Origin of the sequence: Halosimplex pelagicum (assembly GCF_013415905.1) — an archaeon.
Lineage (GTDB): Archaea > Halobacteriota > Halobacteria > Halobacteriales > Haloarculaceae > Halosimplex > Halosimplex pelagicum.
This window is the reverse complement of the sequence record NZ_CP058909.1, coordinates 387,493-411,362: the sequence shown is the minus strand read 5'-3', so window position 1 is coordinate 411,362 and position 23,870 is coordinate 387,493. Positions and strand designations below refer to the sequence as shown.

Here is a 23,870-nt window from a genome sequence, read left to right as displayed (position 1 = left end):
ATCACCCGAACTTCCCGGTGACGTAGTCCTCGACGCGCTGGCTCTCGGGGTCCTCGAAGATCTTGTCGGTGTCGTCGTACTCGACGAGTTCGCCGCCGGTGAGGAACACGGCCGTCTGGTCGGAGATGCGCGCCGCTTGCTGCATGTTGTGGGTGACGACGACGACCGTGTACTCCTCGGCGAGCTCCTCGATGAGGTCCTCGATCTTCGAGGTGGCGACGGGGTCCAGGGCGCTCGCGGGCTCGTCCATCAGGATGACCTCGGGGTCGACCGCCAGACAGCGGGCGATACAGAGCCGCTGTTGCTGGCCGCCCGACAGGCCCATCGCGTTGTCGTCCAGTCGGTCCTCGACCTCGTCCCAGATGGCCGCCTGTTCGAGCGCCCGTCGGACGAGTTCGTCGGCCGCCTCGCTGTCGTCACGGCCGGTCAGCCGCGCGAGCAACCCCGTGTCGAGGTCGCCGTGTTTGCGCGGGCCGTAGGTGATGTTGTCGCGGATGGACTTGGGGAACGGATTCGGTGCCTGGAACACCATGCCGACCGCCTTCCGGAGTTCGACCAGGTCGACGCCGTCCTGGTAGATCTCCTCGCCGTCGAGCTTCACCGAGCCGTCGATGCTGGCGGCCTTGATCCGGTCGTTCATCCGGTTGAGACACCGGAGGAAGGTAGACTTGCCGCAGCCCGACGGGCCGATGAGGGCGGTGACGCTCTCCTCGGGGATGTCCATCGAGACGCCCTTCAGGGCGTGGTCGTCGCCGTAGTGGACGTCCAGATCCTCGACGGCGAGTTTCGCCTCGCCCTCGAAGGAGTAGTCGCTCCACTCCTCGCGGATCCGCTCGTCGGTCTCGCCCGTCGTCGTCTCCGACGAGCGCGCTGTGCCCTCGGTCTTGGGTTCTGTCTCACTCATAGGTCAGTTTGCTCCGGAAGTACTGTCGCGTGGCGATGCCGACCGCGTAGAACGCGAGGACGACGCCCAGCAGGACCAGGGCGGTCCCCCAGCCGAAGGCGGTGATGTCGTCGATACCGGTCGACTGCCCGGTGCCGGTCAGGACCACCTGCCAGAGCTGGTAGGGGAGCGCCGTCGTCGCCTGCGTGAGTTCGGGGTTGGTGACGAACGGCGGCGACCACGACAGCTGGAAGTTGTTCAGCACTTTCGCCCGCTGCCCGGCGCCGACGAACGACCCGCCGCCCATCGTCAGCAACAGCGGGGCGGTCTCGCCGGCGATGCGGCCGACGCCGAGGATGACGCCGGTGACGACGCCCGGCATCGCCGCCGGGAGGACGACGCTGCGGATCGTCTCCCACTTGGAGACACCCAGCGCCGCGCTGGCGTCGCGGTACTCGTCGGGCACCGCGATCATCGCCTCGCGGGCCGTGATGACCACCAGCGGCAGTAGCATGAACCCGAGCGTGATCATCCCCGCGATCAGCGACTTGTTCGTCGCGAAGCGAGGCACCAGGAACGCGGCCCCGAACAGGCCGAAGACGATGCTGGGCGTGGACCACAGCGCGTTCGTGGCGACCTCGACGACGTTGGTGAACCGGCCCTGGTCGGCGTACTCGGTGAGGAAGATGGCCGCGCCGACGCCCAGCGGCACCGCGAGCACGACCGCGCCGATCACCAGCCAGATGGTTCCGACGATCGCCGGGAACACGCCGGTGATGTCCGCGAACAGCGACGCGCCGTTCATCAGGAACGGCCAGAAGACCGGCCAGACGACGTCGAAACTGAACGCGAACAGCGTGACGTCGACGAAGGGGATCGTGAGCGCGAAGGCGATCGTCGTCGTCGGACCGACGCCGAGGCCGACCGCGATGCTCTCGGTGACCGGGCCGAAGCCCTTGAACACGACGAAGGCGACGAGCGCGACGAGGATCGCGATGATGGCGATAGCGTTGAGGTAGACGAGCAGATACGCGCCGAGGTGGCGGCCCCGGGCGCCGAATCCGCCGTACGCTTTGGCGGCCGCCCAGCCGACGACGAGCGACGACGCCATGACCGCGAACGGCGCCACCGTGCGCGCGAAGAAGGTGACCGACTGCGAGTCGGGGAAGTTCGCCGGCGACCACGACCACTCGGGACTGACGATCCCCAGCAGGAAGATCAGCCCGAACAGGATCGCCAGCGCACCGGCCGGCAGCGTCGAGCCGATGTCTTCCCGGGGCAGCGCGGTCGCGAAGAAGGCGACGGCGCCGAGGCCCAGCCCGCCGACCAGTCCGCCGACGAGTCCGAGCCCGAACGTCTCGGCGAAGACGAGCGCGCCGATCAGGCCCCACAGGCAGGCGAACAGTCCCGCGGCGACCAGTCCCGCGCTCGCGCGCGGCTCGGTCGGGAAGACCCCTCGATAGGAGACCAGCCCGAACCCGGCCACCGCGACGCCCATGAAGACCAGCAGCAGGCCCAGCGTCGTCAGCGTCGGGAGGCCGGCGAGCGTCCCGGTGATCGAGACGAGCTCGACGGTTGCCGCCAGCCCGAGGAAAAAGAGGACGGCGGCCAGGCCGACGGTCAGCGCCGCGACCGTCTCGTAGGTCGAGGTGTCGCCGCGGACGACCGAGGTTTCGGCGGTCCCCGCCATCACTCGACACCTCCGACCTTCCGGTCCATGCGACGCTCGATCAGCTGCGAGCCGATGCTGAGGAAGAGGACGGTGACGAAGAGGATACAGCCGGCGACGAACAGCGCGTCCTTCTGGAGGCCGGCGGAGGAGCCGTAGTTGGCCGCGATGAGGCTGGTGAGCGTCTCGAAGCCGTAGAAGACGTTGTACAGCGGCTCGGCGATCGTCGGGGTGTTGCGCAGCATGACCGTCGCGGCCATCGTCTCGCCGATGGCGCGGCCGACGCCGAGCAACACCGCCGCCGACACGCCGGAGAAGGCGGTCGGGATGGTGACCGTCGTCATGGTCTGCCAGTCGGTCGTCCCAAGGGCGAGCGACCCGCTCTTCATCGACTCGGGGACGCTGTTGATGGCGTCCTCGGCGACGGAGACGACCGTCGGCAGGGCCATCAGGCCGACGACGATGCCGACGAACAGATACGTCCCCTGGCCGACCAGGTCGAACGCGTCGGAGGCCCACGGGCTCAGCACCGTGAACCCGAGGAAGCCGTAGACGATCGAGGGGATCCCGGCGAGGATCTCGACGCCGGGTTTGACGACCTCGCGGACCGCAGGCGGGGCGATCTCCGAGATGAACAGGGCGGCCGCGACGCCGAGCGGGCCGGCGACGACCGTGGCGACGACCGTCACCAGGACCGTCCCCTGGATCATCGGGAGCATCGAGTAGGACGGCGATGCGACGGCGGGGTCCCACGCGGTGGTGGTGAACAGCCCCAGACCGGGCACCGTGACGCCGAACACCGTCCCGCTCCGGTCGGCGAGGATCGGCCAGGCCTCGTAGAAGATGAAGAAGGTGATCAGCGCGAGGATGACGACCGTCGAGACGGTCATCGCGAGCGTGACGCCGCGCGCGGCCAGTTCCTGGTGCCGTAGCCAGCCGTACGCCACTGCCACCAGGAAGCCGGCGAGGAACACCGAGGTGTACGGCGAGCTCACGAGGAAGCCAGCGAACGCACCCAACAGCGCCAGCGTTCCGAGCGCACCTGCAGCTACCGCGTCGTTGTCTGTGTCCTGTACGAACTCCGCGAACCGAGCGAGCCGAGACGCCATTCGGGACTGCCACCCGTCGGGGTCTCTCTGTTGGTTTGTTGCCATGGTATCGAAAGAAAACCGCGCGGTCGCTCGGCTCAGGCGGTGTCGGGGAGCTTCTCCATCTCGGCCTCGAGGTCGGCGGTCGGCAGCGGGATGTAGTTGTTGTCCTCGACGAACACCTTCTGGCCGAAGGTCGTCAGGAACATCCGCATGAACGCGCCCTCGCGGTTGTCCGTGCCGCTGGGCGTGTCCTCGGTGATCTGCGTGTACATGTGCAGGTCACGGTTGAGCGGGTACTCGCTGTCGAAGATGGTGTTCTCGGCGTCCCGGCTGGTCTCGTAGACCGTGCCGTCGAACTCCAGCGCGATGGGGCGGACGGCCTCGCCGGTGAACGCCAGCGCCATGTACGCGATGGCGCCCTCGTTCTGGCGGACGAGCTGGGCGACGCCCTGGTTCTGGCCCTGGCGAGTGTCGACGCCGGGCATCTCGGCCTCGGCGTCGCCGAGCATGTTCAGGCGGAAGGAGGTGTCCGTGCCCGAGCCGACCGCGCGGCCGATGCAGAAGATCTCCTGGTCCGGGCCGCCGATCTCCGACCAGTTGGTGATCTCGTCCTGGTAGATCTTGCGGATCTGCTCGGCGGTGAGCTGGTCGATCCCGGCGTCGTAGATGTCCTGGCTCACGACGATCGGCTGGCCGTCGCGGCCGAGGACGTGGTCGACGACCTCCTCGTCGCGCTTCTCCTCGCTCCAGTCGAGCTCGGCCGTGATCGGGCCCGAGGAGTTGCCGATGTCGACGAGGCCGTTCGTGACCGCTTCACAGCCGGTCCCGGAGTGGCTCAGGCCGATGGTCGCGCGGTAGGGCGGGTTCGAGCGTTCGCCGGTCGCCTCGAAGCCGTACTGGCTCGCGAAGTAGTCCGCGAGGTGCTGGTCCGTCTCGATCTCCGACCAGCCGGGGACCGAGCCCGAGTCGTTGGCCCCCCAGTACTCGCCGTCGCTCGGCGGGGCGTTCCCGTTCCAGTAGGAGGCGCCCTTGTTCGCGATGGGGTAGACCGTCGAGGAGCCCTCGCCGGTCAGCAGCGACGGTTCGTTCGACCCGCCGCTGGAGGAGTCGCCGCTCGTCTCCTCGTCGCTCGAGGAGCCGTCCGACCCGTCCGAGGAGCCGTCCGACCCGTCCGAGCCGTCCGAGGAACCGCCATCGTCGTTCTCCGGCTCCGGCGTGTCCGTCTCCTCGTCGCCGCCGCCCGAACAGCCCGCGAGGCCGGCCGCACCGATGGCGCCGGATGTCAGCAGAAACTTGCGCCGCGATACCCTGTCCGCCGGACGCTCCGAATCTCGCGTCATCACCTGAACAGTGCCGGGACCTTACTAAACGGGTTTATAATAGGGGTACCACCCGGTACGAGACCCCTCTGAGCGGTACTGTCGGATGGGTGTGCGAACAGTTTGCAAGGATCGGTACGTACCGGTATATAGTCTGGCGTCGGTCGCGAGACGGCGGCGACCTCAGCGCTCGTCGACCAGCGGGGCCGCCGCGAGGCGGGCGGCGGCGATCCCGGTCAGGCCGCGCGCGGTCGCCGAGTCGGCCGCCCGGCGCGCGTGGGCGGTTTCGAGCCCGACGCTGTCGGCGACCGGCACCAGCCTGACGGTCGTCCCCTCGGGAGTCACGTCGCAGAGGAGGTACGACTGCGGGAACGAACAGGTCGTCGGCGCCGCGACCTCGCGGACGCCGCCGGAGCGGCGCTCCGACGAGCCTCCGTTCGCTCCGCTCGCGGGGACGCCGTCGGCGCCGCCGTCCGCCGAGCCGCCCGAAACCGCCGTCGTCGGGAGGTGGTAGTGGCCGCTGAGGACGAGCGACACGTCTCCGGCGGCGAGCGTCTCGACGAGCGGCTCGGGGTCGCGCATGGCCGGGACCTCCGCCAGGTCGGACTCGACGGCCGCGCGGTGGGCGTCCAGTTGAGCGGTCACCGCGGGGAGGTTGTGGTGGACGAGCACCACGGCCGTCTCCGCCCGGGCGATCTGGTCGGCCAGCCACGCCCGCTGGTCGGCGCCGACGTGGCCCTCGTGGCTGTCGGTCAGCCGCTCGGCCGTCCCCGCGCTGTTGAGTCCGATCACGTCGAGGTCGCCCACTCCGACCCGGTAGGAGAGGCCGTCCGGGCCCCGAACGACCGGGTCGCTCGGCGTGTAGCGCTCGACGAACCGTCCGAGTCCGGGCGTCTCGTGGTCGTCGCCGTCCTTGGGCACGTCGTGGTTGCCGGGCACGGCGTGGAAGGGGGCGTCGAGGTCGGCCAGCGCCTCGTCGACCGCTTCGTAGTTCCAGGGCTCGCCGTCCTTGGTCAGGTCCCCCGGCGACAGCACCGCGTCCACGTCTCGGTCGGCGACGTCCGCGAGGGCGGCCTCGAAGTGCGCGCGGGTCCGCTCGAACAGTTTCGAGGTGCCCTCGGCCCGGGTCGCGACGTGCGGGTCGGCGACGACCGCGACCCGCGTCGGCTCGCCGGCCGGCCGCGCGAGCCGCGCCAGTACCGTCCCGGACCCCCCGGGGCCGGTCGGTCGGCTCACGGGTCCTCCGGGAGGAAGTCCTCGGGGTGGTCGTGGCCGAACGTGGCGAGGTGCGTCCCGTCGATGAGTTCGACGTGCGAGCGCAGGCGTCCGCGCTCGTGAGCCGCGGCGGCGAGGTCGGCCGCCGCGGGCCGGTTCAGGTCGACCGCGCCGACCAGCAGGACGGCCAGCCGGCGCTCGGGGTCGCTCACCCGCGTCACGAGGAAGAGATCCGTGCCGACCCGGCGCCGGAACGCCGCCGAGCGGTCGAACGCGCCGCGCTCGGCGGCCGCCGACAGCGACTCGGCCACGCCGTCCGGGGCGAGATACACCAGCCCGGCGCGGTCGGCCTCGTCCGCATCGGGCGGCAGCGGCGCGACGTGGCCCGCGCGGACGACGACGACCTCCCAGCCGTCCGTCCGCAGCTCGTCCGCCATCTCGTTTGCTTCCCGCACCGTCCGGCCCCAGGGGGATGTCTCGCCCGTATCGACCGACATACCCGTACCTCCGTCCGCCGGGTCATGGTTGTTACGAATTAGTAGATAAATAGACTATATTGATGTGTATACCTATAATTCTGCCCAATATCTAAACGTACTCCGAGTCAAAACCTATTTAATTGATTAATCGGACAGTCCATCCGATGCCAAAGAAACAGACTCGGCGTCGGTTCCTCACTGCGGCGGGCGCGGGTGCCGCGTCCCTGCTGGCCGGTTGTGGAAGCGACACGTCGGCGCCGACCGACGGTTCGGGTGACGGTTCGAACGGCGACGGTTCGGGTGACGGCTCCGACGAGTCGGACGGCTCCGCCGGCGGCGATGGTTCGGACGGTTCCGACGGCGAGGGGTCGGACGACGACACCGAGGATACGTCGGGCGGGTCGGCCGGAGGCGTTCTCAACATGATGGCGACCGGGAACGTCCAGACGCTGGACCCGATCAACGCCAAGGGCTCGGGCGCGGGGTACAACCAGTACAACAAGTCGCTGATGAACTTCCCCGACGGGCAGTATCCGCCCGAGCCGGCGCTGGTCGAGGGCTACGAGCTCTCGGAGGACGGCCTGACGTACACGTTCGATCTCAAGCAGGGCGTGACCTTCCACGACGGCACGGAGCTGACCGCCGAGGACGTGGTGTACTCGTTCCGCCGACTCGCCGAGTCGGAGAACTCGCGCAACCAGGACGACATCATCGGCGAGACGATGCGCATCCAGCACGAACGGGACGCCGGCCGGACGACGCCCGGCGACGAGGCGACGGCCGACGACATCGTCCCCGGGTCGCTGGCGGTCGAGGCGGTCGACGACTACACCTTCGAGATGACGCTCGCCTCGCCGTTCCAGTACACCCTCTTCCAGATATCCGGCGGCGCGTTCGCGGTCCTCCCGGCGAACTCGGTCGGCGACGTCGAGAGCTACGACGGCGAGTACAGCTACAACGAGTTCTTCAGCACCGAGGGCGACGGGCCCACTTTCTCCGCGCTGGGCCCCTTCCAGGTCGACTCCTGGACGAAGGGCAGCCAGATCCAGCTGTCGGCGTTCGACGACTACTACGGCGAGGGGCCCGAGCTCGACGGGATCACCTACACCGTCGTCTCGGACGGCCAGACGCGGCTCAACCGCTTCCGCAACGGGAGCGCGCACATCCTCGATGGGATCCCGACGGCGTCGTTCAACCCCGAGAACGTCTCCATCGAGGAGTCGATGGGCAACCGCTCGGTCGGCACGTACTCCTTCGGGAACGGGACGACGGTCAACTACGGAGAGATCCCCGCGCTGACGACCGAGTACCTCGTGTTCAACACGCTCGAGGTGCCGCTTGCGGTCCGGCGGGCGTTCGCCTACGCGATGAACCAGCACGGCATCGCCGAGGACGTCTACAAGGGCACCGGCAAGCCGGCGTATCACATCACCCCGCCGGCGCCGTACCCCACGTTCGAGGACGGCCAGTCCGGCGAGGCCGCCTACGACGCTCACGCCGAGAGCGGGGCCAACTCCAACACGGAGTTCGGCGCGGACGGTTACCCCTACGGCTACGGCGAGACGCTCCTCGACGAGGCCCGTTCGGTCATGGAGGAGGCGGGCTACGGACCCGACAACCGCTTCTCGATCACGGCGACGACCATCTCCGGCGACAGCGGCTACCGCCAGGTGTTCAACCGCCTCCAGCCGAAGCTCAACTCCGCGTACATCGACATGGAGATCACCGAGGCGAACTTCGGGACGATCATCAGCAACGCCATCAACGGGTCGATGGAGGTGTTCGGCCTCGGCGACGGGATGGAGTACCCCGGCCCGCAGAACTTCCTGCGGTTCCTCCACGGCAGTAACCCCAGCACGCAGTTCACCCGCTGGGGCGCCGAGGACAGCTACTACACCGAGGAGTACCGCGACATCGCCCGCGAGGCCTGGGACGAGAACTACGCCGCCGAGGGGACGACCGAGGAAGACCACAACGAGGCGTTCCAGACCGTCGAGGAGATAAACTGGGCGTCCATGCAGGAACTCCCCTTCCTGCACCCCATCAGCCAGCGCCTGTGGCACGACTCCGTCGACGTCGAGATGTACGGCGTCATGGAGAACCAGACGTTCGACCAGGTCACGCTCGACGAGTGACGCGGTTCGGCCGGGCCTCCCGGCCCGGTCTCGGAAAAGCCGATCCGACGCGGTCGGCGGACGGCGACTTCCACGCGATCGACATCGACATCTCACATGTATCTGCGACAGCGCGCGACGGGTTCGGGGCGCAGCCACCGTGAACAGCGACGACGGCGGACGACCCGCGGGGGTGACCACGGGTGAGCAGGCTGACGTACGTCCTCAAGCGGCTCCTGCTCGCGGTCCCGGTCGTCTGGCTCGGCACGACGATGACGTGGTTCATCATCTTCATGGGCCCCATCGACCCCGCGACCAGACTCCTCAGTCAGGGCCAGACCAGAAATCCGGCGGCCTACCGGGCCGCCCAGGAGCAGCTCGGCCTCAACCAGCCGCCGCTCCAGCACTACCTCGACTACATGGTCGACCTGATCACCTTCGACCTGGGCCAGACGTTCCTGCTCTACCAGGGGTCGTCGGTCAACGCGCTGATCCTCGACTTCCTGCCGCGGACGCTGTGGCTGGGCTTCTGGTCGGTGCTCATCGCCGTCCTGATCGGGGTCCCGCTGGGCTTCTACGCGGGGATGCGCTCGAACACGGCCGCCGACTACCTCGCGTCGTTCGGCGGTATCGTCTGGCGCGCCATGCCGAACTTCTGGCTCGCGATCATGCTGCTGGCGTTTCTGGGCAGCCTCCAGGGCATGATCGGGGTCAGCTGGCAGGAACTGATCGTCCCTATCGACGCCATCTCGGGGAGCCCGGACATGTCCCGCATCGGGACCGTCGACGGCTTCCTCGCGGCGACGAAGAAGGTGCTCCCGGCGGCGCTGGTGCTCGGGTCGGCGTCGATGGGCAACGAGATGCGGATCGGGCGAACGGCCGTCCTCGAAGTGCGCAACGAGGACTTCGTCGACATGGCGAAGGCGAAGGGCGTCTCCGACCGCGCCCTCGTCTGGAAACACGTCCTGCGCAACGCGCTGGTGCCGCTGGTGCCGATCATCACCAGCGAGGCCTTCCTGCTGATCGGCGGGTCGGTCCTCGTCGAGACCGTCTTCGGCATCAACGGCATCGGCTGGCTGTTCTTCCGGGCGGCCATCCAGGGCGACCTGCCGCTGGTCGGCACACTCATGTACGTCTTCATCCTCATCATCGTCGGCATCAACCTGGTTCAGGATCTGTTGTACACGATCATCGACCCCCGGGTCGGGCTGGAGGGCGCCTGAGATGGCGGGCACGACCGCCGACCGCGAACGCGCTTCGACCGCCCTCCCGACGGAGTCGCCGACGCTCGTCTGGGCCGTCGCCGGCGTCGCGCTGTTCGCGCTGGAGGCCGGCGCGCTCGCGACGTTCGTCACCGGTATGGTCGCCGACCTGTTCGCGTTCGTCCCGCCGCTGGGCCCGGCCCAGCCGGTCGTCGCGACGCTGGTCGAGTGGGCCAACGCCGCCCAGTCGGTCGCCCGCGAGGTGCCGACGCTGCTCTCGCGGGAGACGATCCCCAACGAGGGGTACTGGAACGGGGGGCGATGGGTCGACACCTTCCTCGGGCTGGAGCCCGCGCTCGCCTGGGCGGTGCGGGTGGCGCTGGTCTACGGCTACGCCGTCGCCTGCGCCGGCTGGGCGATCCTGGGCTACCGGCTCTACCGCCGGGAGATCCGCCCGACCGACTGGAGCCCCCGGGACGACGTGGTCGACCGCTTCCGCTCGCACACCTGGGGGAAGTTCGGACTCCTCGTCGTGTTCATGTTCGTCGTCATGGCCGTCTTCGCCCCCGCGCTCGGCCCGACGACGGTCGAACAGAACATGCGCGAGTCCTACTCCCACGAGATCAGCTACTGGAACAGCGACGTGGGCGAGGTCCAGACGACGCTGGTCGGCCAGGCGAATCTCGAATCCCAATCGACCGGCACCAACTCCCGGGTGATGCCCTTTACGTACGACGACTACAACCGCTATCACCCGTTCGGGACGCTCCCCACGGGACGGGATCTGTTCACCTTCATCGCCACCGGGTCGCGCATCTCGCTGATCATCGGCGTGCTCTCGGTCGGGCTGAGCGCGCTGCTGGCCGCCTCGCTCGCGCTGGTCGCCGCCTACTACCGCGGGCGGGTCGACCTGGGGATGGTGTTGCTCTCGGACGCGGTGATGGCGATGCCGCAACTACTGCTGCTGATCATGCTCACGACCGTCCTCGCGGACACGTGGATCGGCGGGATATACAGCGGCGCGTTCGTCCTCGCGCTCATCTTCGCCGGCACCGGCTGGACCTACATGTGGCGGTCGGTGCGCGGCCCCGCGCTGCAGGTCGCCCAGCGCCAGTGGGTCGACGCCGCCCGTAGCTTCGGGCAGAAACCGCGGGTGATCATGCGGCGGCACATGCTCCCCTACATCACCGGCTACCTGCTGATCTACGGGTCGATGACGCTCGGCGGCGCGATCATCGCCATCGCCGGCCTCTCCTTCCTGGGGCTGGGCGTCTCCCCGCCCACGCCCGAGTGGGGCCGGGCGATCAACCTCGGGCAGGACTACGTGACCACGGGTTCGTGGCACATCTCGCTCATCCCCGGCATTCTGATCACGGTCGTAGTCACCGGGTTCAACGCGCTGGGCGACGGGGTCCGCGACGCCATCGACCCCCAGTCCGACAGCGCGGGCGGCGCCGCGGCCGGGCGGGGTGGTGGCGCGTGAGCGACGCCGAACCGCTGCTGGCCGTCGAGGACCTCCGCACGGTGTTCCACACCGACCGCGAGGAGATCCACGCCGTCGACGGCGTCTCCTTCGAGGTCCGCGCCGGCGAGACCGTCGGGCTGGTCGGCGAGTCCGGCTCGGGCAAGTCCGTCACCGCCCGCTCGATCCTCGGGCTGGTCGACAGCCCCGGCGCCATCGAGGAGGGGTCGATCCGCTTCCGCGGCGAGGACCTCACCGAGGACAGCTGGGACCGCCACCGCGGCGACATCGCCATCGTGTTCCAGGACCCCGGCAGCGCTCTGAACCCCGTCTACACCGTCGGCAACCAGATCCGCGAGGCACTGAAGATCCACCAGGACCTCCGCGGGCGCGAGGCCCGCGACCGGGCGGTCGAACTCCTCGAAGACGTGGGCATCCCCGACGCGGCGACCCGGGTCGGGGAGTACCCCCACCAGCTCTCGGGCGGCATGCAACAGCGGGCGGTCATCGCGATGGCCCTGGCCTGCGACCCCGATCTGTTGGTCTGCGACGAGCCGACGACCGCCCTCGACGTGACGATCCAGGCGCAGATCCTCGATTTGCTCGCCGAGCTGCAGCGCGAGGAGGATCTCGCGATCCTATTCATCACCCACGACATGGGCGTCATCGAGGACGCCACCGACCGGGTGAACGTCATCTACGCCGGCGAGGTGGTCGAGCGCGCGCCGACCGACGCGCTGTTCGAGGCGCCCCAGCACCCCTACACGCGGGCGCTGCTGCGGTCGATCCCCGGGCGGACGCCGCCGGACGAGACGCTGCCGACGATCGAGGGGGAGGTGCCGACGCCGACCGGGCCGGCCACGGTCTGTCGGTTCGCCCCCCGGTGTCCCGACGCCTTCGGCGCCTGCGTCGAGGTCCACCCCGAACATCAGGACGTGAGCGAGGGGGGTGCCGACCGGAGCGCCGCCTGCCTGCTCCACGACGACAACTACCCGAACGAGATGGGGCTCGGCGACGGGCCGGACGGCGGTGGTCTCGACGAGCGCTCGGTCGCCGCGGCGGCCGAGAACACGAACTACGGCGCGGTCGACCACGGCGGCGGCGCGCCCCCCGAGGCCGGCGTGACCGGTGACGCGAGCGGACAGGGCGGGACCGGCGGCATCGAGGACCTCGACGACGGGGGTGGCGAGCTATGAGCGACCCCGCGACGAGCGCGGCGGCCGGCCGCGACGGGACGGGCGACGACCGCGACGCGGTCGCGACCCGTAACCACCCGGCGGCCGCCCGGGGCGACCCGCTGGTGTCGGTGCGGGACCTGCGGACTTACTACGACGAGCGAACCGTGCTCTCGCGCTCGCCGCCGGTCAAGGCGGTCGACGGCGTCTCCCTCGACCTGTTCGAGGGGGAGACGCTCGGCCTCGTCGGCGAGTCCGGCTGCGGCAAGACGACGTTCGGCCGCACGCTCGTCGGCCTGGAGGACGCGACGGGCGGGACCGTCGAAGTCGAGGGCCGCGACGTGACCGACGGCGGCGACGCCGACTGGCAGCGCCGCGTCGGCATGGTGTTCCAGGACCCCGACGAGAGCCTCAACGACCGCCAGACCGTCGGTCAGATCGTCCGCGAACCGCTGGAGGCCCAGGGCTGGCCGCGGCTCTCGGTCGCCGTCGAGGGCGTCCCAGAGGCGACGGTCTCGGGCTCGGGCCCGGTCGTCGGCGGGCGCGTCGAGCGCGGCGTCGGCGCGACGGCGGACGCTGGGAGTTCGACCGGGACGGCCGACGCGCAGACCGTCACCGGCGACCCCGAGGACGGGCCGGACCTGACTGTCTCCCTCGGTCGCGGGACCCCCGAGGTGTCGGTCCGCGAGCGGCTCCCGCTGACGGCCGACGACGTGACCGTGTCGGTCGACCGCGGCGAGCGCCCGACGGTGTCGGTGCGCGTCGAGAAGTCCGTCGCCGAGCTGCGCCGCGACCGCGCCGAGGAGCTGCTCGCCCGCGTCGGGCTCAGCGAGGAGCACGTCCGGCGGTACCCCCACCAGTTCTCCGGCGGCCAGCGCCAGCGGGTCGGCATCGCCCGCGCGCTCGCGCTCGAACCGGACTTTCTCGTCCTCGACGAGCCCGTGAGCGCGCTGGACGTGAGCGTCCAGGCCCGGATCATCAACCTGCTGGAGGAGATCCAGGACGACCTGGGGTTGACGTACCTCTTTATCGCCCACGACCTGAGCGTCGTCCGCCACATCGCCGACCGGGTCGCGGTGATGTACCTCGGCAACGTGGTCGAACTCGGCCCGACCGAGTCGGTGTTCGACGACCCCCGACACCCCTACACGCTGTCGCTGCTGTCGGCGATCCCCGGCAGCGGCTCGCCGTGGGACGGCGAGCGGGTGACCCTGCGCGGGACGCCCCCGAGCCCGCGCGACCCGCCGTCGGGGTGCCCGTTCGCCACGCGCTGCCCGGCGAAGATCCGCCCCGACGACCCGGACCTCCCGGAGGACACCTGGCGGGCGCTCGACGAGCTGCGGGTCGTCTTCCGGACCCGCGCCCGCTCGGAGGACTCCGTCGTCGAGCGGGCGAGGGCGCTGGTCGGCCTCCCCGTCGACGCCGAGGCGATCGACGACGCGGTCGCCGACCTGTTCGGCGACGGCGACCTCCCGCCGGCGGTGGCGCCGGTCGTCGACGAGGCCGTCGCCCTCGCGAAGGGCGGCGACGACCGCGCGGCCGCCGACCGGCTCCGCGAGGCGTTCGGCTCGCGCTGCGACGACGAGGCGCCCGACGCCTACGCGACCGGCGACGGCGACCGCGAGAGCCGGTGTCTCCGATGCGAGGACGACTACCGCGGGGTCGCCGAGACCGTCGCCGACCGGGAGCGGTGACCGGCGTTCGTCTCCGGAGCGCTCCGGTGACCTACGTAGGCCCACGTGTCGTTCTTAGCGACCTTCTTTTCGCGTCGGGCGAGATACGTCGATGGCGTTGCGGGCTGTCAGGCATGCACCCCGGGCGGGCCGTCGCTCCCTCGGACCGCTCGACCCCCGCGCGCCGGCGCTCGTGGTCGTCGACTGCGGCGTCCCCCACGTCCGGCGCCCGTCGACCGTCGGCCGTTCTAGCTCCCCGGCCGACGCGTCGCCGGCTCTCGATTCGGCTATAGAGACCTACGTACCCGCTGGTAACAGTAATATAAACCACCTATATAGTCGGTCTGAATCACTCACTCATGAGTTTCGACGGCAGGGGTGACCGCCGGTGATGGGCGACCGGGCGCTGGCCGAACTGCGCGACAGCCACCATCGGGTCGAGGCCGACCGGTGGGACGACATCTACGTCGTGGGCGACGTACACGGCTGTCTCCCGGCGTTCGAACGGCTGGTCGACCGCATCGACCCCGACGACGACACCCTCCTCGTGGTGGTCGGCGACCTGATCCGGAAGGGGCCCGACAGCCACGGCGTCGTCGAGTTCGTCCGCGAGCGCGAGAACGTCGTCAGCGTCCGCGGCAACAACGAGGCGAAGGTCGTCCGCGGGGACAAGGAGGTCCCCGGGCTCACCGGCGCCGACCGCGCGTACATCGAGTCGCTCCCCCACGCCGTCTCCTGGGACGGCCACCTGGTCGTCCACGGCGGGGTCGACCCGCGCAAGTCGCTGGGCGACCACGAGCCCGCGGAACTGCTGACGATGCGGTCGCTCGCCCCCGGCGGCAGCTACGACCGCCCCTACTGGTTCGAGGAGTACGCCGACAGCCCCCGCGTGTTCTTCGGCCACACCGTCCTGGCCGAGCCCTACGAGTCCGCGGGCGCCGTCGGCCTCGACACCGGCTGCGTCTACGGCGGCGAACTCACCGCCTACCACCTCGGCTCCGGCGAGTTCCTCACCGTCGAGCCAGAGGAGACCTATCAGGAGCGAAGCGACGACAGCATCGTCTCCCCCCGAACGGTCCACTGATGCGAGCCGACGAGTCAGACACCGACGACCCAGACGGCGGCGCGGCCGACGAGGGAACGACCGTCGACGCGGACGACGAAGCGACGACAGCGAACGGGACCGCCGGCGTTGACGGCGACACCGGGACCGTCGTCGTTCCGGCGGCCAGCGGCGGGGCGGCGGCCGTCGACGGCGAGGCGGGCTTCGACCGCTCGGACCCGGACTTCTACCTCAACCGCGAGCTGAGCGAGCTGGCCTACCAGCGCCGGGTCCTCCACGAGGCCATCGACGAGCGCAATCCCCTGCTCGAACGGGTGCGCTTCCTCTCGATTTTCACCCGCAACATGGACGAGTTCTTCATGAAACGGGTCGGCGGGCTCAAACAGCAGATCGAGGCGGGCGTCACCGAGCGGACGGTCGACGGTCGCACGCCCGCCGAGCAGTGGGAGGAAGTGCTGGACGCCGCCCGCCCCATGTTCGCCCGCCAGACCGACTGCTACGAGTCGGTCGTCCGCCCGGCACTGGCCGAGGCCGGCATCCGGATCCTCGACTACGACGACTGCTCGGCCGACGAGCGCGCCGAGCTACGCGAGTACTTCGAGCGGTCCGTCCTGCCGACGCTGACGCCGCTGGCCTTCGACCCCGCCCACCCGTTCCCGTTCATCTCGAACCTGAGCCTCTCGCTCGCGGTGATCACCCGCGAGACCGACGGCGACGGGGCGACGTTCACCCGCGTGAAGATCCCCCAGAACCTCCCCCGGCTGGTCGCGGTCGCCGAGGGCGAGCGCTACGTCCTCATCGAGGACGTGATCCGCGCGAACCTCGATCTCCTCTTCCCGAACGTCGAGGTGGTCGAGGCCTCCCTCTTTCGGTTGACTCGCAACGCCGAGGTCCGGCGCGACGAGGAGGTCGCCGAGGACCTCATCGACATGATCGAGGAGGTGCTCGAACAGCGGCGGTTCGCCACGGTCGTCCGCCTCGAAGTCGAGGCCGGCATGTCCGAGCGCGCCCGCCGGACGATCGTCGCCCAGCTCGACCTCGACGAGCGGGAGGTGTTCGAGCGCCCCGGCCCGCTGGACTACCGGGAGTTCACCCGCCTGCTCGACCTCGACCGGCCGGAGCTGAAGTTGCCGGAGTGGACGCCCCAACCGCACCCGCGGCTCCAGCGCGAGCGGACGCCGCTCGGCGAGGCCGGCGACGAGGCGGACATCTTCGCCCGCATCCGCGAGGACGACATCCTCCTGCACCACCCCTACCATTCGTTCACCGACACCGTCCAGCGGTTCCTCGCCGAGGCCGCCGCCGACCCGGACGTGCTCGCCATCAAGGCCGCCATCTACCGGACCGCCAGCGACTCGGGGATCATCCAGTCGCTCATCGACGCCGCCGACAACGGCAAGCAGGTCGCCGTGATGGTCGAACTGAAGGCCCGCTTCGACGAGCAGAACAACCTCGAATGGGTGCGCCGGCTGGAGGAGAACGGCATCCACGTCGCCTACGGCACCATCGGCCTGAAGACCCACACCAAGACCGCGCTCGTCGTCCGCGAGGAGGACGACGGCGTCGAACTGTACAGCCACGTCGCCACCGGCAACTACCACTCCGAGACCGCCAAGGGCTACGTCGACCTCGGGCTCCTGACCGCCGACCGCGACATCGGCCAGGACCTGGTGAAGGTGTTCAACTTCTTCACCGGCCCGTCGCTGGACGAGCAGTTCCGCAAACTGCTGATCGCGCCCGTCACGATGCGCGACCGGCTGACCGAGTGCATCCGCCGGGAGGCCGACCACGCCCGCGCCGGCCGCGAGGCCCGCATCGTCGCGAAGGTCAACGCCCTGGAGGACCCGGATCTGGTGGCCGAACTGTACGAGGCCGCGATGGCCGGCGTCGACATCGACCTGATCGTCCGGGACATCTGCCGGCTCCGCCCCGGTATCGAGGGGGTCAGCGAGACCGTCGACGTCTACAGCGTCGTCGGCCGTTTCCTCGAACACTCGCGGGTCTACTACTTCGAGAACGGCGCCCGCGACCCGGATCTGCCGGCCGACGCGCCCGGCGGCCACCCCGAGTACTACATCGGCTCGGCCGACTGGATGACCCGCAACCTCGACAGCCGCGTCGAGGCCGTCGCGCCCGTCGAGGACCCCGACATCCGCGAGCAACTGCGGTTCGTCCTCGAACTGATGCGCCGGGACAACCGCAAGTGCTGGGAGATGAACGCCGACGGCACCTACGAGCAGCGCCAGCCCGGCCCCGACGAGCCCGAGATCAGCACCCAGGCGGTCCTCATGGACCAGACCCGCCGGGCCGCCACCGACGACGATATCGACCGCGGTATCCCCGCCGACGCCTTCGACGAGACCGACCTGCTCGTCGACGCCGTCGGCTCGGTGAGCGAAGCGAGCGAACCGGCGGAGACGGAGGCCGAAACCGACGGAGCGGCGACCGTCGTCGAGACCGACGGCGCCGCCCCGACGGTCGCGACGAACGGCGACCTCCCGGCCGCGCTCTCGGAAAACCCCGACGCCTGGTACCGCCCCGACAGCGACCACTACGGCTTCGCCGTCCGGACGCCCGACGGGACCGTCTACCGGAAGACCGCCGAGGGCGCCGCCAGCGCGATCGAGCGCTATCGCGACTGACTCCCTTCGTCGGCTTTCGCTCCCCGACCGCCGTCACGCGCCGTAGATTTCGTACAGCGCGGCGAGGCCGCCGACGGCGACGACCAGCCAGTAACTCGCCAGCCGATAGACCAGGGCGATGGCCGCGGCGGTGCTCGCCGGGACCGTCGTCAGCGCGACGAGCAACCCGACCAGGGCGAACTCGACGCCGCCGAGGCCGCCGGGCGTCGGCACCAGCCCCGCGACCGTGCTCGCGGGGACGACGAACGCGACGACGAACAGCCCGAGTTCGACGTTCACGGTCAGGCCGGCGAGATACAGCGGGAGGGCGAACAGCACCCAGCCGACGGTCGACAGGGCGAGCGCGTAGGCGAGCGTCCGCGGCTCGGCGGCGATGCGCTCGATCTCGTCGTAGAACCCCCGGACCGTCTCGCGGACCGAGTCGAAGTCGACGAACGGGAGCAGGTCGCCGACCCGCTCGACGACGCCGACGACGGTGTCCTCGACGCGGTCGCGCTTGCGCCAGACGACGGCGCCCGTCACCGCCACCGTGCCGACGACGGCGACGAGCGTCCCCGCAAGGAGGTTCGCCCGCCGCGGGAGCCCGCCACCCAGGGTGAGCCCGCCGAACCCGACGAGCGCGAACCCGACGTACGGGAGGAGGTTGATGGTGTCGGCGGAGGTGACGCTCGCAAGCCCCTGCTCGTAGGAGATCCGGTCGTCGGCCGAGAGGACGTAGGCGATCAGCGGGCCGCCGCCGGCCTTCCCCAGCGGCGTCACGTAGTCGCCGAACGTCGCCGCGAAGTAGGTGACCACCAGCGGCGGGTAGGCCACGTCGACGCCGACGAGTTCGAGCAACTCGTCCCACACCTTCGCCCAGACGGCGAGGCCGGCGGCCGACGACGCCATCGCCAGCGCGAGCCATCTCGGGTCCGCGCGGGCGAACGTCCTCGTGATCTCCGACCAGCCGATCACCCGACCGAACAGGTACAGCAACACGACGGCGACGCCGAACCCGACGCCGACCTTCGCGACGCTGCGACGGTCGATGCCGCCGGCGGCGTCCTCGGCGGTCTCCCGGCGCTCGCGGCGCCGGTCGCGGCCCTCCTCGGGGTCGCGCCGCTCGTCCCGCTCACGGGAGCGGTCGGAGCCGTGCCGTCGCTCGCGGTCGTGGGTGTCGTCCATCGGTCGGATCGCGTCGGCCCCGATAGTACCCGGAGGCTGAAAAATGACGAGCGCGCACGAGCGCGGGTCGGCTCCGCCCCGGCTATATAGATTATTGTGAAATAATGTATCGATCGAAGGAAATTATTAGATGGTGGGCGACGAGTCGTCGCGTGACGCCCACCCATGCCCACCGCAAGTTCCCCTGCGCGTTCGGTCGCACTGTTCGTCCGCTCGCTGTCGCCGACGGAGACGCCCGCGCCCCGCCACGCCGACCGGGTCAGAGCCCTCGAAGCCGGCGACCGGGTCGAGGAGGCGTCGGTCACCGTCTGGGGCTCGGAGGTCGAACTCTCCGCTCGGGCCCGGCGGACGCCGATCGGCAAGTGCGTCCTCGACCGGGTCGCCGACTTCCGGGCGTGGGCCGACGAGCGCGGCGTCTCGATGGAACCGTTCTTCGACACCCGCGAGGTCTCCGCGTCGCTGACCGGCGAGGAGTACGCCGCCCTCAGGCTGCCCGTCACCTGCCTCGCCGAGTACGAGGGCGACGAGCTGGTCCACGTCGCCCCCTACACCACCGGCGAGGCCGTCTGTTCGGTCGCCGACCGGCTGCGCCGGCTCGACGAGGACGACGGCGTCGACGAGGACCGCGGCGACGGGAGCGCGCTCGTCGGGCGACCGTCCGGCGGCCCCGCGACCGAGCCGATCGCGGACGCTACGGTCCCGACCGCTCGGACGCCGTAACGCGGTCGCGGCCGGCCTCCTCCGCGGGCCGGAACTCATCGGCGTAGTCGGCGACGAACGTCGCCACGTCGCGGGGCGGCCGGCCGAGCAGCCGCGCCACGTCGTCGGTGACCCGGTCGGCGAGCCCGAGTCGCGCGGTCGTGTAGATGCCGACCATCAAGAGGACGAACGGGAGCGGCTCGCCGCGCGAGCGCATCCCCCGGACGAACGCGACCACCGACGGGTCGGCGTAGGTGATCGGCCGGTCGAGCACGTCGCTGAAGACGGCCGCCACCTCCTCGTAGGTGAGCGCCGCCGGCCCGGTGAGGTCGTAGGCGCGGTTCGCGTGGCCGTTCTCGGTCAGGACGACCGCCGCCACGGCCCCCACGTCCCTCGCGTCGACGAAGCTCGTCGCGCCGTCGCCCGCCGGGACGAAGATCCGGTCGCGCTCGACGATATCCCGACCGTGGACCTCCGAGAGGTTCTGCACGAAGGAAGGTGTAGTCGAGGTCGGTCTCGGCGATCCGTTCCTCGATCCGGTGGTGGGGGATCAGCGGGTTCTTCTCGGCGCCGAGCGTCGAGAGGTAGGCCACCCGGTCGACGGCGACGCGGTCGGCCGCGGCCGCGAACTCGCCGACCCGCTCGCTGCCTGCGGCCGGCGGCCGCATCAGATAGCAGCCGTCCGCGTCGGCCAGCGCCGCGCCCCACGTCTCCGGCCGCTCGAAGTCGAAGGCGACGTGGTCGGCGGCCTCGGGGAACTGTTCGCGAGCGGCGTCGGGGGACCGCGATGCGACGCGGACCGTCGCGTCCCGGTCGGCGAGTTCGGCGACGACGTGGCGGCCGACGGTCCCGGTCGCGCCGGTGACGAGGATCCGGTCGGTCATCGCTCGCTCCGAGTCATCGCTCACCCCGCCAGGAGACGAGCAGTTCGACCGCGACCGCGGCGACGACGACGTGCATGACCATCAGGACGACGACGCCCGCGGGGGTCGCGGCGGGGTCGGCGGCCAAAAGCGCCAGATCGGGGACGAACGAGAGGACCAGGGTCGCGACGGCGACCTTCCGGAAGGTCGCCGCCGGCTCGGCCACCCGCCTGCGCAGGAGCGCGTAGACGCCGGCCGCCCCCAGCGCGCCGAGGACGGAGAGGAAGACCACCGGCGGATACGTCAGCGCCCGGAACCCGGGCGCGATGCCGACCGCTTGCGCGGTCGCGACGAGGCCGGCGTTGGCCGCCGCCGCGAGTATCGCCGCCAGTACCGCTCGCACCGGGAGCGAGCGCGTCCGCACGGCTCTCGAATCGGTGTTCGTTGCCATGTGGATTCCTACGGTGGCCGAGGGGATATACCTCCGCTGTGGCTACGCCGTGGGGCCGCTCCTCGGAGAACAAGACTGATACCACCGCCGTCGCAACGGCGGACGAATGCCCTCCATGACACGTCGCGGCGCGCTGGGCGCGCTGGTCGGCGCGGTCGGCAGCGTCGCCGGCTGCGCCGCCCTCGGCGACGACGACGCGCCCCCGATCGAGCGGTCGTGGTACGCCGACTTCCGGGACCCCTCGTCGGTCGCCGTGACCGCGGACGGTCAGTTGCTGGCCGGGTCGCACAGCCCGTTCCGGGACCGACCGATCGTCGCCGGCCTGGACGCTGGAACCGGCGAGACGACCTGGTCGGTGACGACCTCGAAAGGCCGCAAGTCGCCGATCGCCGTCGCCGACGGGCGGGCCTACGCCGTCTCGACGGCCGGGAAGATCGTCGCCGTCGACGCGGCCGCGGGGGACTCGGTCTGGCGGCGCGAACTCGACCCGTTCGACGACGAACCCGGAGTCGTCGAGTTCGCCCCGCTCCCCCTGGGCGACCGGGTCGTCGCTCCGATCTCCGGGACCGGCGACGGCGTGCCCGACCGCTTGCTCTGCGTCGCCCGCGCCGACGGCGAACGGCTGTTCACCCACGACCTCTCGGCGTCGCTGTCGGGCGCGCCCGGCGCGCTGCCCGACGGCGTGGTCGCGCCCCTGCTCGACGGCCGCGTGGTCCGGCTCGACCGGGGCGGCTCGGTCCGGTGGACGCGCGAGGTCGACGCCGCCCTGTCGGCCGTGGGCGCCGCCGACGGGACGGTCTACTTCGGCGCCGCCACCGAGGCGCTGCTGGCGCTCGACGCGGCGACGGGGACCGTCGAGTGGCGCCGTTCGCTCGACAACACCGTGTTCACGCGCCCGCTCGTGACCGACGACCGCGTCTACGTCGGCGGCGCCGACTACTCGCTGCGGGCGTTCGACGCCGCCTCGGGACGCCAGCTGTGGCGCGACGACCTCGACAACGCGGTGACCTACGGGCCGATGCGGGTCGGCGACCGGCTGGTGACGCTGGTCGGCGGCCCCCGGCAGATCCGCGGCCCGAGCGGCGCCGTCCCGTTCCGTCCCGTCGTCCTCTACGTCCACGACCGGGACGGCACCCGTCGCCGGGCGGTCCGGTTCGACGACGAACAGCGCTTCGAGGGCGGCGGCGTCGAGTGGGCCGGCGCGGCCGGCGGGGCCGTCTACCTGGGCCAGACGTTCGGGCTGACGCGCGTCGCACCGGAGGCGATCGCCGATGCGTGACGCCGCGACCGACCCGGACGTGGAGGCCGACGGTCCCGCCGACGCGGACGACTCGCGACGGTCCACGACCGGGACCGCGAGCGGTCGGGAGTGGTCGCGCCGGCGGGCGCTCGCCTCGCTCGCGTCGGCGGGGTCGCTCGCGCTGGCGGGCTGTTCGCTGCCGTCGCTCGGGGGCGTCGACCCGGTCTGGGAGCGCGACTTTCCGGACGCGGTCGGGGCCGGGCAGCCGGCCGCATCCGCCGACCACGTCGTCGTCGGCGGCCAGGACCGGCGGATCCACGGGTTCACCGCCGACGGCGAGCGCGTCGTCGACATCGAGACCGGCGGTCCCGTCGAGGCGCGGCCGGCCGTCCCGGCGTCGGGGGGACCGGTTCACGTTCACAGCACCGACGGGGACCTCTACACCGTCGACCTCTCGGGCGAGCGGCTGTGGCACGTCGAGGGGCTGGACCGGGACGGCTGGCTCGGTCGCAGCGGCTCGCTGGTCGTCCACAGCGACCCGGTCGAGGGGACGGTCACCGGCTACGACGCCCGCGACGGGGCGCGCCGGTTCCGGCGGCCCGGGCAGGACTATCCGGCCCCGACGCTCGGCGACGCGGTCTGTCTGCTCGCGAGGCCCGATTCGGACGGCGAGCGGACGTACGTGGCGGTCGATCCGGCGACCGGCGAGGTCCGCTGGGCGCTGGGCCCCGACGAGGGGTATCCGTGGGCCGTCGCCGGCGACCGGGTCGTGACGGTCCGCGACGCTACCGTCCGGTTGCGTCGCGCTCGCGACGGCTCCGTCCTGTGGCACCGGGCGGTCGAGGGCGACGTGGGCGACGGCTTCGGGCGCCCGGTCTGGGTCGGTGAAGACGTGTACGTCCGCGTCGAGCACCGCGACGGCCCGGACGAACTGGTCGCCCTCGACCGCGAGGCGGGGGACGTGCTGTGGCGCCGGGCGGTCGGGTTCGAACTGGAGGCGGTGACGGCGACCGCGGAGGGCGTGTTCACCGCGAGCGAGGCCGAAGACCCCGACGGCGGCATCCTGATCCGGCTCGACGCCTTCGACGCCGACGGCACGCGGCGGTGGCAGACGACGACCGACATCTCGATCGGCGGGACGGTCGAGGCGCTAGGCCGGACCGGAGAGGTCGTCTTCGCGGCCAGCGATAACGAGATCGCCGCCTACGACCCCGACGGCGGACAGCGCCGGTGGCGCCACGAACCGGACGCCTCGCGGATCGGGATCGCGGCGGCCGGCGACGCCCTGTACGTCTCCTATCGCGACCGCGGCGGCGTGGCGCGGCTCCCGACCGGGTGACTCGGGGGCGGGGACTTCCCGGACGGGTATCGCGGCGGCGGGGACCCCCCGGACGGGTATCGCGGCGGCGGGCCACCGCAGGGAGTCGCACCGACCGCGGCAGAAACCTATTAGGGACCGCTCTCGC

General features: G+C 70.9%; 19 protein-coding genes and 1 pseudogene. 10 read left to right on the top strand and 10 right to left on the bottom strand.

Annotated elements, in window-relative coordinates:
- Position 1 precedes the first annotated feature (1 nt).
- The 6 genes from pstB to HZS54_RS02095 form a co-directional block, all read right to left on the bottom strand.
- The gene (gene pstB / locus HZS54_RS02120) at positions 2 to 904 is read right to left on the bottom strand and encodes a phosphate ABC transporter ATP-binding protein PstB (RefSeq protein ID WP_179920326.1); all 903 of its coding nucleotides are present in this window, start codon (positions 902 to 904) and stop codon (positions 2 to 4) included.
- Positions 897 to 2,573, bottom strand: coding sequence for a phosphate ABC transporter permease PstA (gene pstA / locus HZS54_RS02115; RefSeq protein WP_179920325.1), 1,677 nt, complete (start codon positions 2,571 to 2,573; stop codon positions 897 to 899). The genes pstB and pstA overlap by 8 nt, the downstream gene beginning before the upstream one ends.
- Complete coding sequence (pstC, locus tag HZS54_RS02110) at positions 2,573 to 3,661, bottom strand: phosphate ABC transporter permease subunit PstC (protein ID WP_179920324.1); 1,089 nt, start codon at positions 3,659 to 3,661, stop codon at positions 2,573 to 2,575. Before pstC ends, pstA begins: the two co-directional genes overlap by 1 nt.
- Positions 3,662 to 3,738: 77 nt before the next feature.
- Positions 3,739 to 4,983: a PstS family phosphate ABC transporter substrate-binding protein gene (locus HZS54_RS02105; protein WP_179920323.1), complete on the bottom strand. Its 1,245-nt coding sequence runs from the start codon at positions 4,981 to 4,983 to the stop codon at positions 3,739 to 3,741.
- 162 nt (positions 4,984 to 5,145) lie between these two features.
- Positions 5,146 to 6,198, bottom strand: coding sequence for a metallophosphoesterase family protein (locus HZS54_RS02100; RefSeq protein WP_179920322.1), 1,053 nt, complete (start codon positions 6,196 to 6,198; stop codon positions 5,146 to 5,148).
- Positions 6,195 to 6,674, bottom strand: a complete 480-nt coding sequence (locus HZS54_RS02095) for a DUF7529 family protein (RefSeq protein ID WP_179920321.1) — start codon at positions 6,672 to 6,674, stop codon at positions 6,195 to 6,197. The genes HZS54_RS02100 and HZS54_RS02095 overlap by 4 nt, the downstream gene beginning before the upstream one ends.
- Before the next feature lie 146 nt (positions 6,675 to 6,820).
- On the opposite strand from HZS54_RS02095, the gene HZS54_RS02090 reads away from it, so the two are divergent.
- From HZS54_RS02090 to ppk1, 7 genes are all read left to right on the top strand, one after another.
- On the top strand, positions 6,821 to 8,791 hold the full coding sequence (locus tag HZS54_RS02090) for an ABC transporter substrate-binding protein (protein WP_179920320.1): 1,971 nt from the start codon (positions 6,821 to 6,823) through the stop codon (positions 8,789 to 8,791).
- A gap of 182 nt (positions 8,792 to 8,973) precedes the next feature.
- Positions 8,974 to 9,993 carry an ABC transporter permease gene (locus HZS54_RS02085; protein WP_179920319.1) on the top strand — a complete coding sequence of 340 codons (1,020 nt, stop codon included), beginning with the start codon at positions 8,974 to 8,976 and terminating at the stop codon, positions 9,991 to 9,993.
- Position 9,994: 1 nt separating this feature from the next.
- Positions 9,995 to 11,455: an ABC transporter permease gene (locus tag HZS54_RS02080; RefSeq protein WP_179920318.1), complete on the top strand. Its 1,461-nt coding sequence runs from the start codon at positions 9,995 to 9,997 to the stop codon at positions 11,453 to 11,455.
- Positions 11,452 to 12,630 carry an ABC transporter ATP-binding protein gene (locus HZS54_RS02075; RefSeq protein ID WP_179920317.1) on the top strand — a complete coding sequence of 393 codons (1,179 nt, stop codon included), beginning with the start codon at positions 11,452 to 11,454 and terminating at the stop codon, positions 12,628 to 12,630. The genes HZS54_RS02080 and HZS54_RS02075 overlap by 4 nt, the downstream gene beginning before the upstream one ends.
- Positions 12,627 to 14,303, top strand: a complete 1,677-nt coding sequence (locus HZS54_RS02070) for an ABC transporter ATP-binding protein (RefSeq protein WP_179920316.1) — start codon at positions 12,627 to 12,629, stop codon at positions 14,301 to 14,303. The genes HZS54_RS02075 and HZS54_RS02070 overlap by 4 nt, the downstream gene beginning before the upstream one ends.
- A 370-nt stretch (positions 14,304 to 14,673) precedes the next feature.
- A complete protein-coding gene (locus tag HZS54_RS02065) occupies positions 14,674 to 15,366 on the top strand; it encodes a metallophosphoesterase family protein (protein ID WP_179920315.1) in 693 nt (230 codons plus the stop codon).
- A complete protein-coding gene (ppk1, locus tag HZS54_RS02060; RefSeq protein ID WP_179920314.1) occupies positions 15,366 to 17,987 on the top strand; it encodes a polyphosphate kinase 1 in 2,622 nt (873 codons plus the stop codon). Before HZS54_RS02065 ends, ppk1 begins: the two co-directional genes overlap by 1 nt.
- 33 nt (positions 17,988 to 18,020) lie before the next feature.
- On the opposite strand, the gene HZS54_RS02055 is transcribed toward ppk1, so the two are convergent.
- Positions 18,021 to 19,151: a lysylphosphatidylglycerol synthase transmembrane domain-containing protein gene (locus HZS54_RS02055; RefSeq protein WP_179920313.1), complete on the bottom strand. Its 1,131-nt coding sequence runs from the start codon at positions 19,149 to 19,151 to the stop codon at positions 18,021 to 18,023.
- Positions 19,152 to 19,316: 165 nt separating this feature from the next.
- On the opposite strand from HZS54_RS02055, the gene HZS54_RS02050 reads away from it, so the two are divergent.
- Positions 19,317 to 19,871 carry an HTH domain-containing protein gene (locus HZS54_RS02050; protein WP_179920312.1) on the top strand — a complete coding sequence of 185 codons (555 nt, stop codon included), beginning with the start codon at positions 19,317 to 19,319 and terminating at the stop codon, positions 19,869 to 19,871.
- On the opposite strand, the gene HZS54_RS26150 is transcribed toward HZS54_RS02050, so the two are convergent.
- From HZS54_RS26150 to HZS54_RS02040, 3 genes and pseudogenes are all read right to left on the bottom strand, one after another.
- Positions 19,843 to 20,340 carry a Rossmann-fold NAD(P)-binding domain-containing protein gene (locus HZS54_RS26150; RefSeq protein ID WP_246391996.1) on the bottom strand — a complete coding sequence of 166 codons (498 nt, stop codon included), beginning with the start codon at positions 20,338 to 20,340 and terminating at the stop codon, positions 19,843 to 19,845. The two genes, HZS54_RS02050 and HZS54_RS26150, sit on opposite strands and share 29 nt — an antisense overlap.
- A gap of 19 nt (positions 20,341 to 20,359) precedes the next feature.
- Positions 20,360 to 20,734, bottom strand: a pseudogene (locus tag HZS54_RS26145) (SDR family oxidoreductase); the annotation flags it as partial.
- A 13-nt stretch (positions 20,735 to 20,747) separates the two neighbouring features.
- Positions 20,748 to 21,164 (bottom strand): DUF6069 family protein, encoded by a 417-nt coding sequence (locus HZS54_RS02040; RefSeq protein WP_246391751.1) that lies wholly within the window; start codon positions 21,162 to 21,164, stop codon positions 20,748 to 20,750.
- A gap of 106 nt (positions 21,165 to 21,270) precedes the next feature.
- On the opposite strand from HZS54_RS02040, the gene HZS54_RS02035 reads away from it, so the two are divergent.
- Together HZS54_RS02035 and HZS54_RS02030 are read left to right on the top strand one after the other, a co-directional pair.
- Positions 21,271 to 22,443, top strand: coding sequence for an outer membrane protein assembly factor BamB family protein (locus HZS54_RS02035; RefSeq protein ID WP_179920311.1), 1,173 nt, complete (start codon positions 21,271 to 21,273; stop codon positions 22,441 to 22,443).
- The gene (locus tag HZS54_RS02030; RefSeq protein WP_179920310.1) at positions 22,436 to 23,743 is read left to right on the top strand and encodes an outer membrane protein assembly factor BamB family protein; all 1,308 of its coding nucleotides are present in this window, start codon (positions 22,436 to 22,438) and stop codon (positions 23,741 to 23,743) included. Before HZS54_RS02035 ends, HZS54_RS02030 begins: the two co-directional genes overlap by 8 nt.
- Positions 23,744 to 23,870 lie beyond the last annotated feature (127 nt).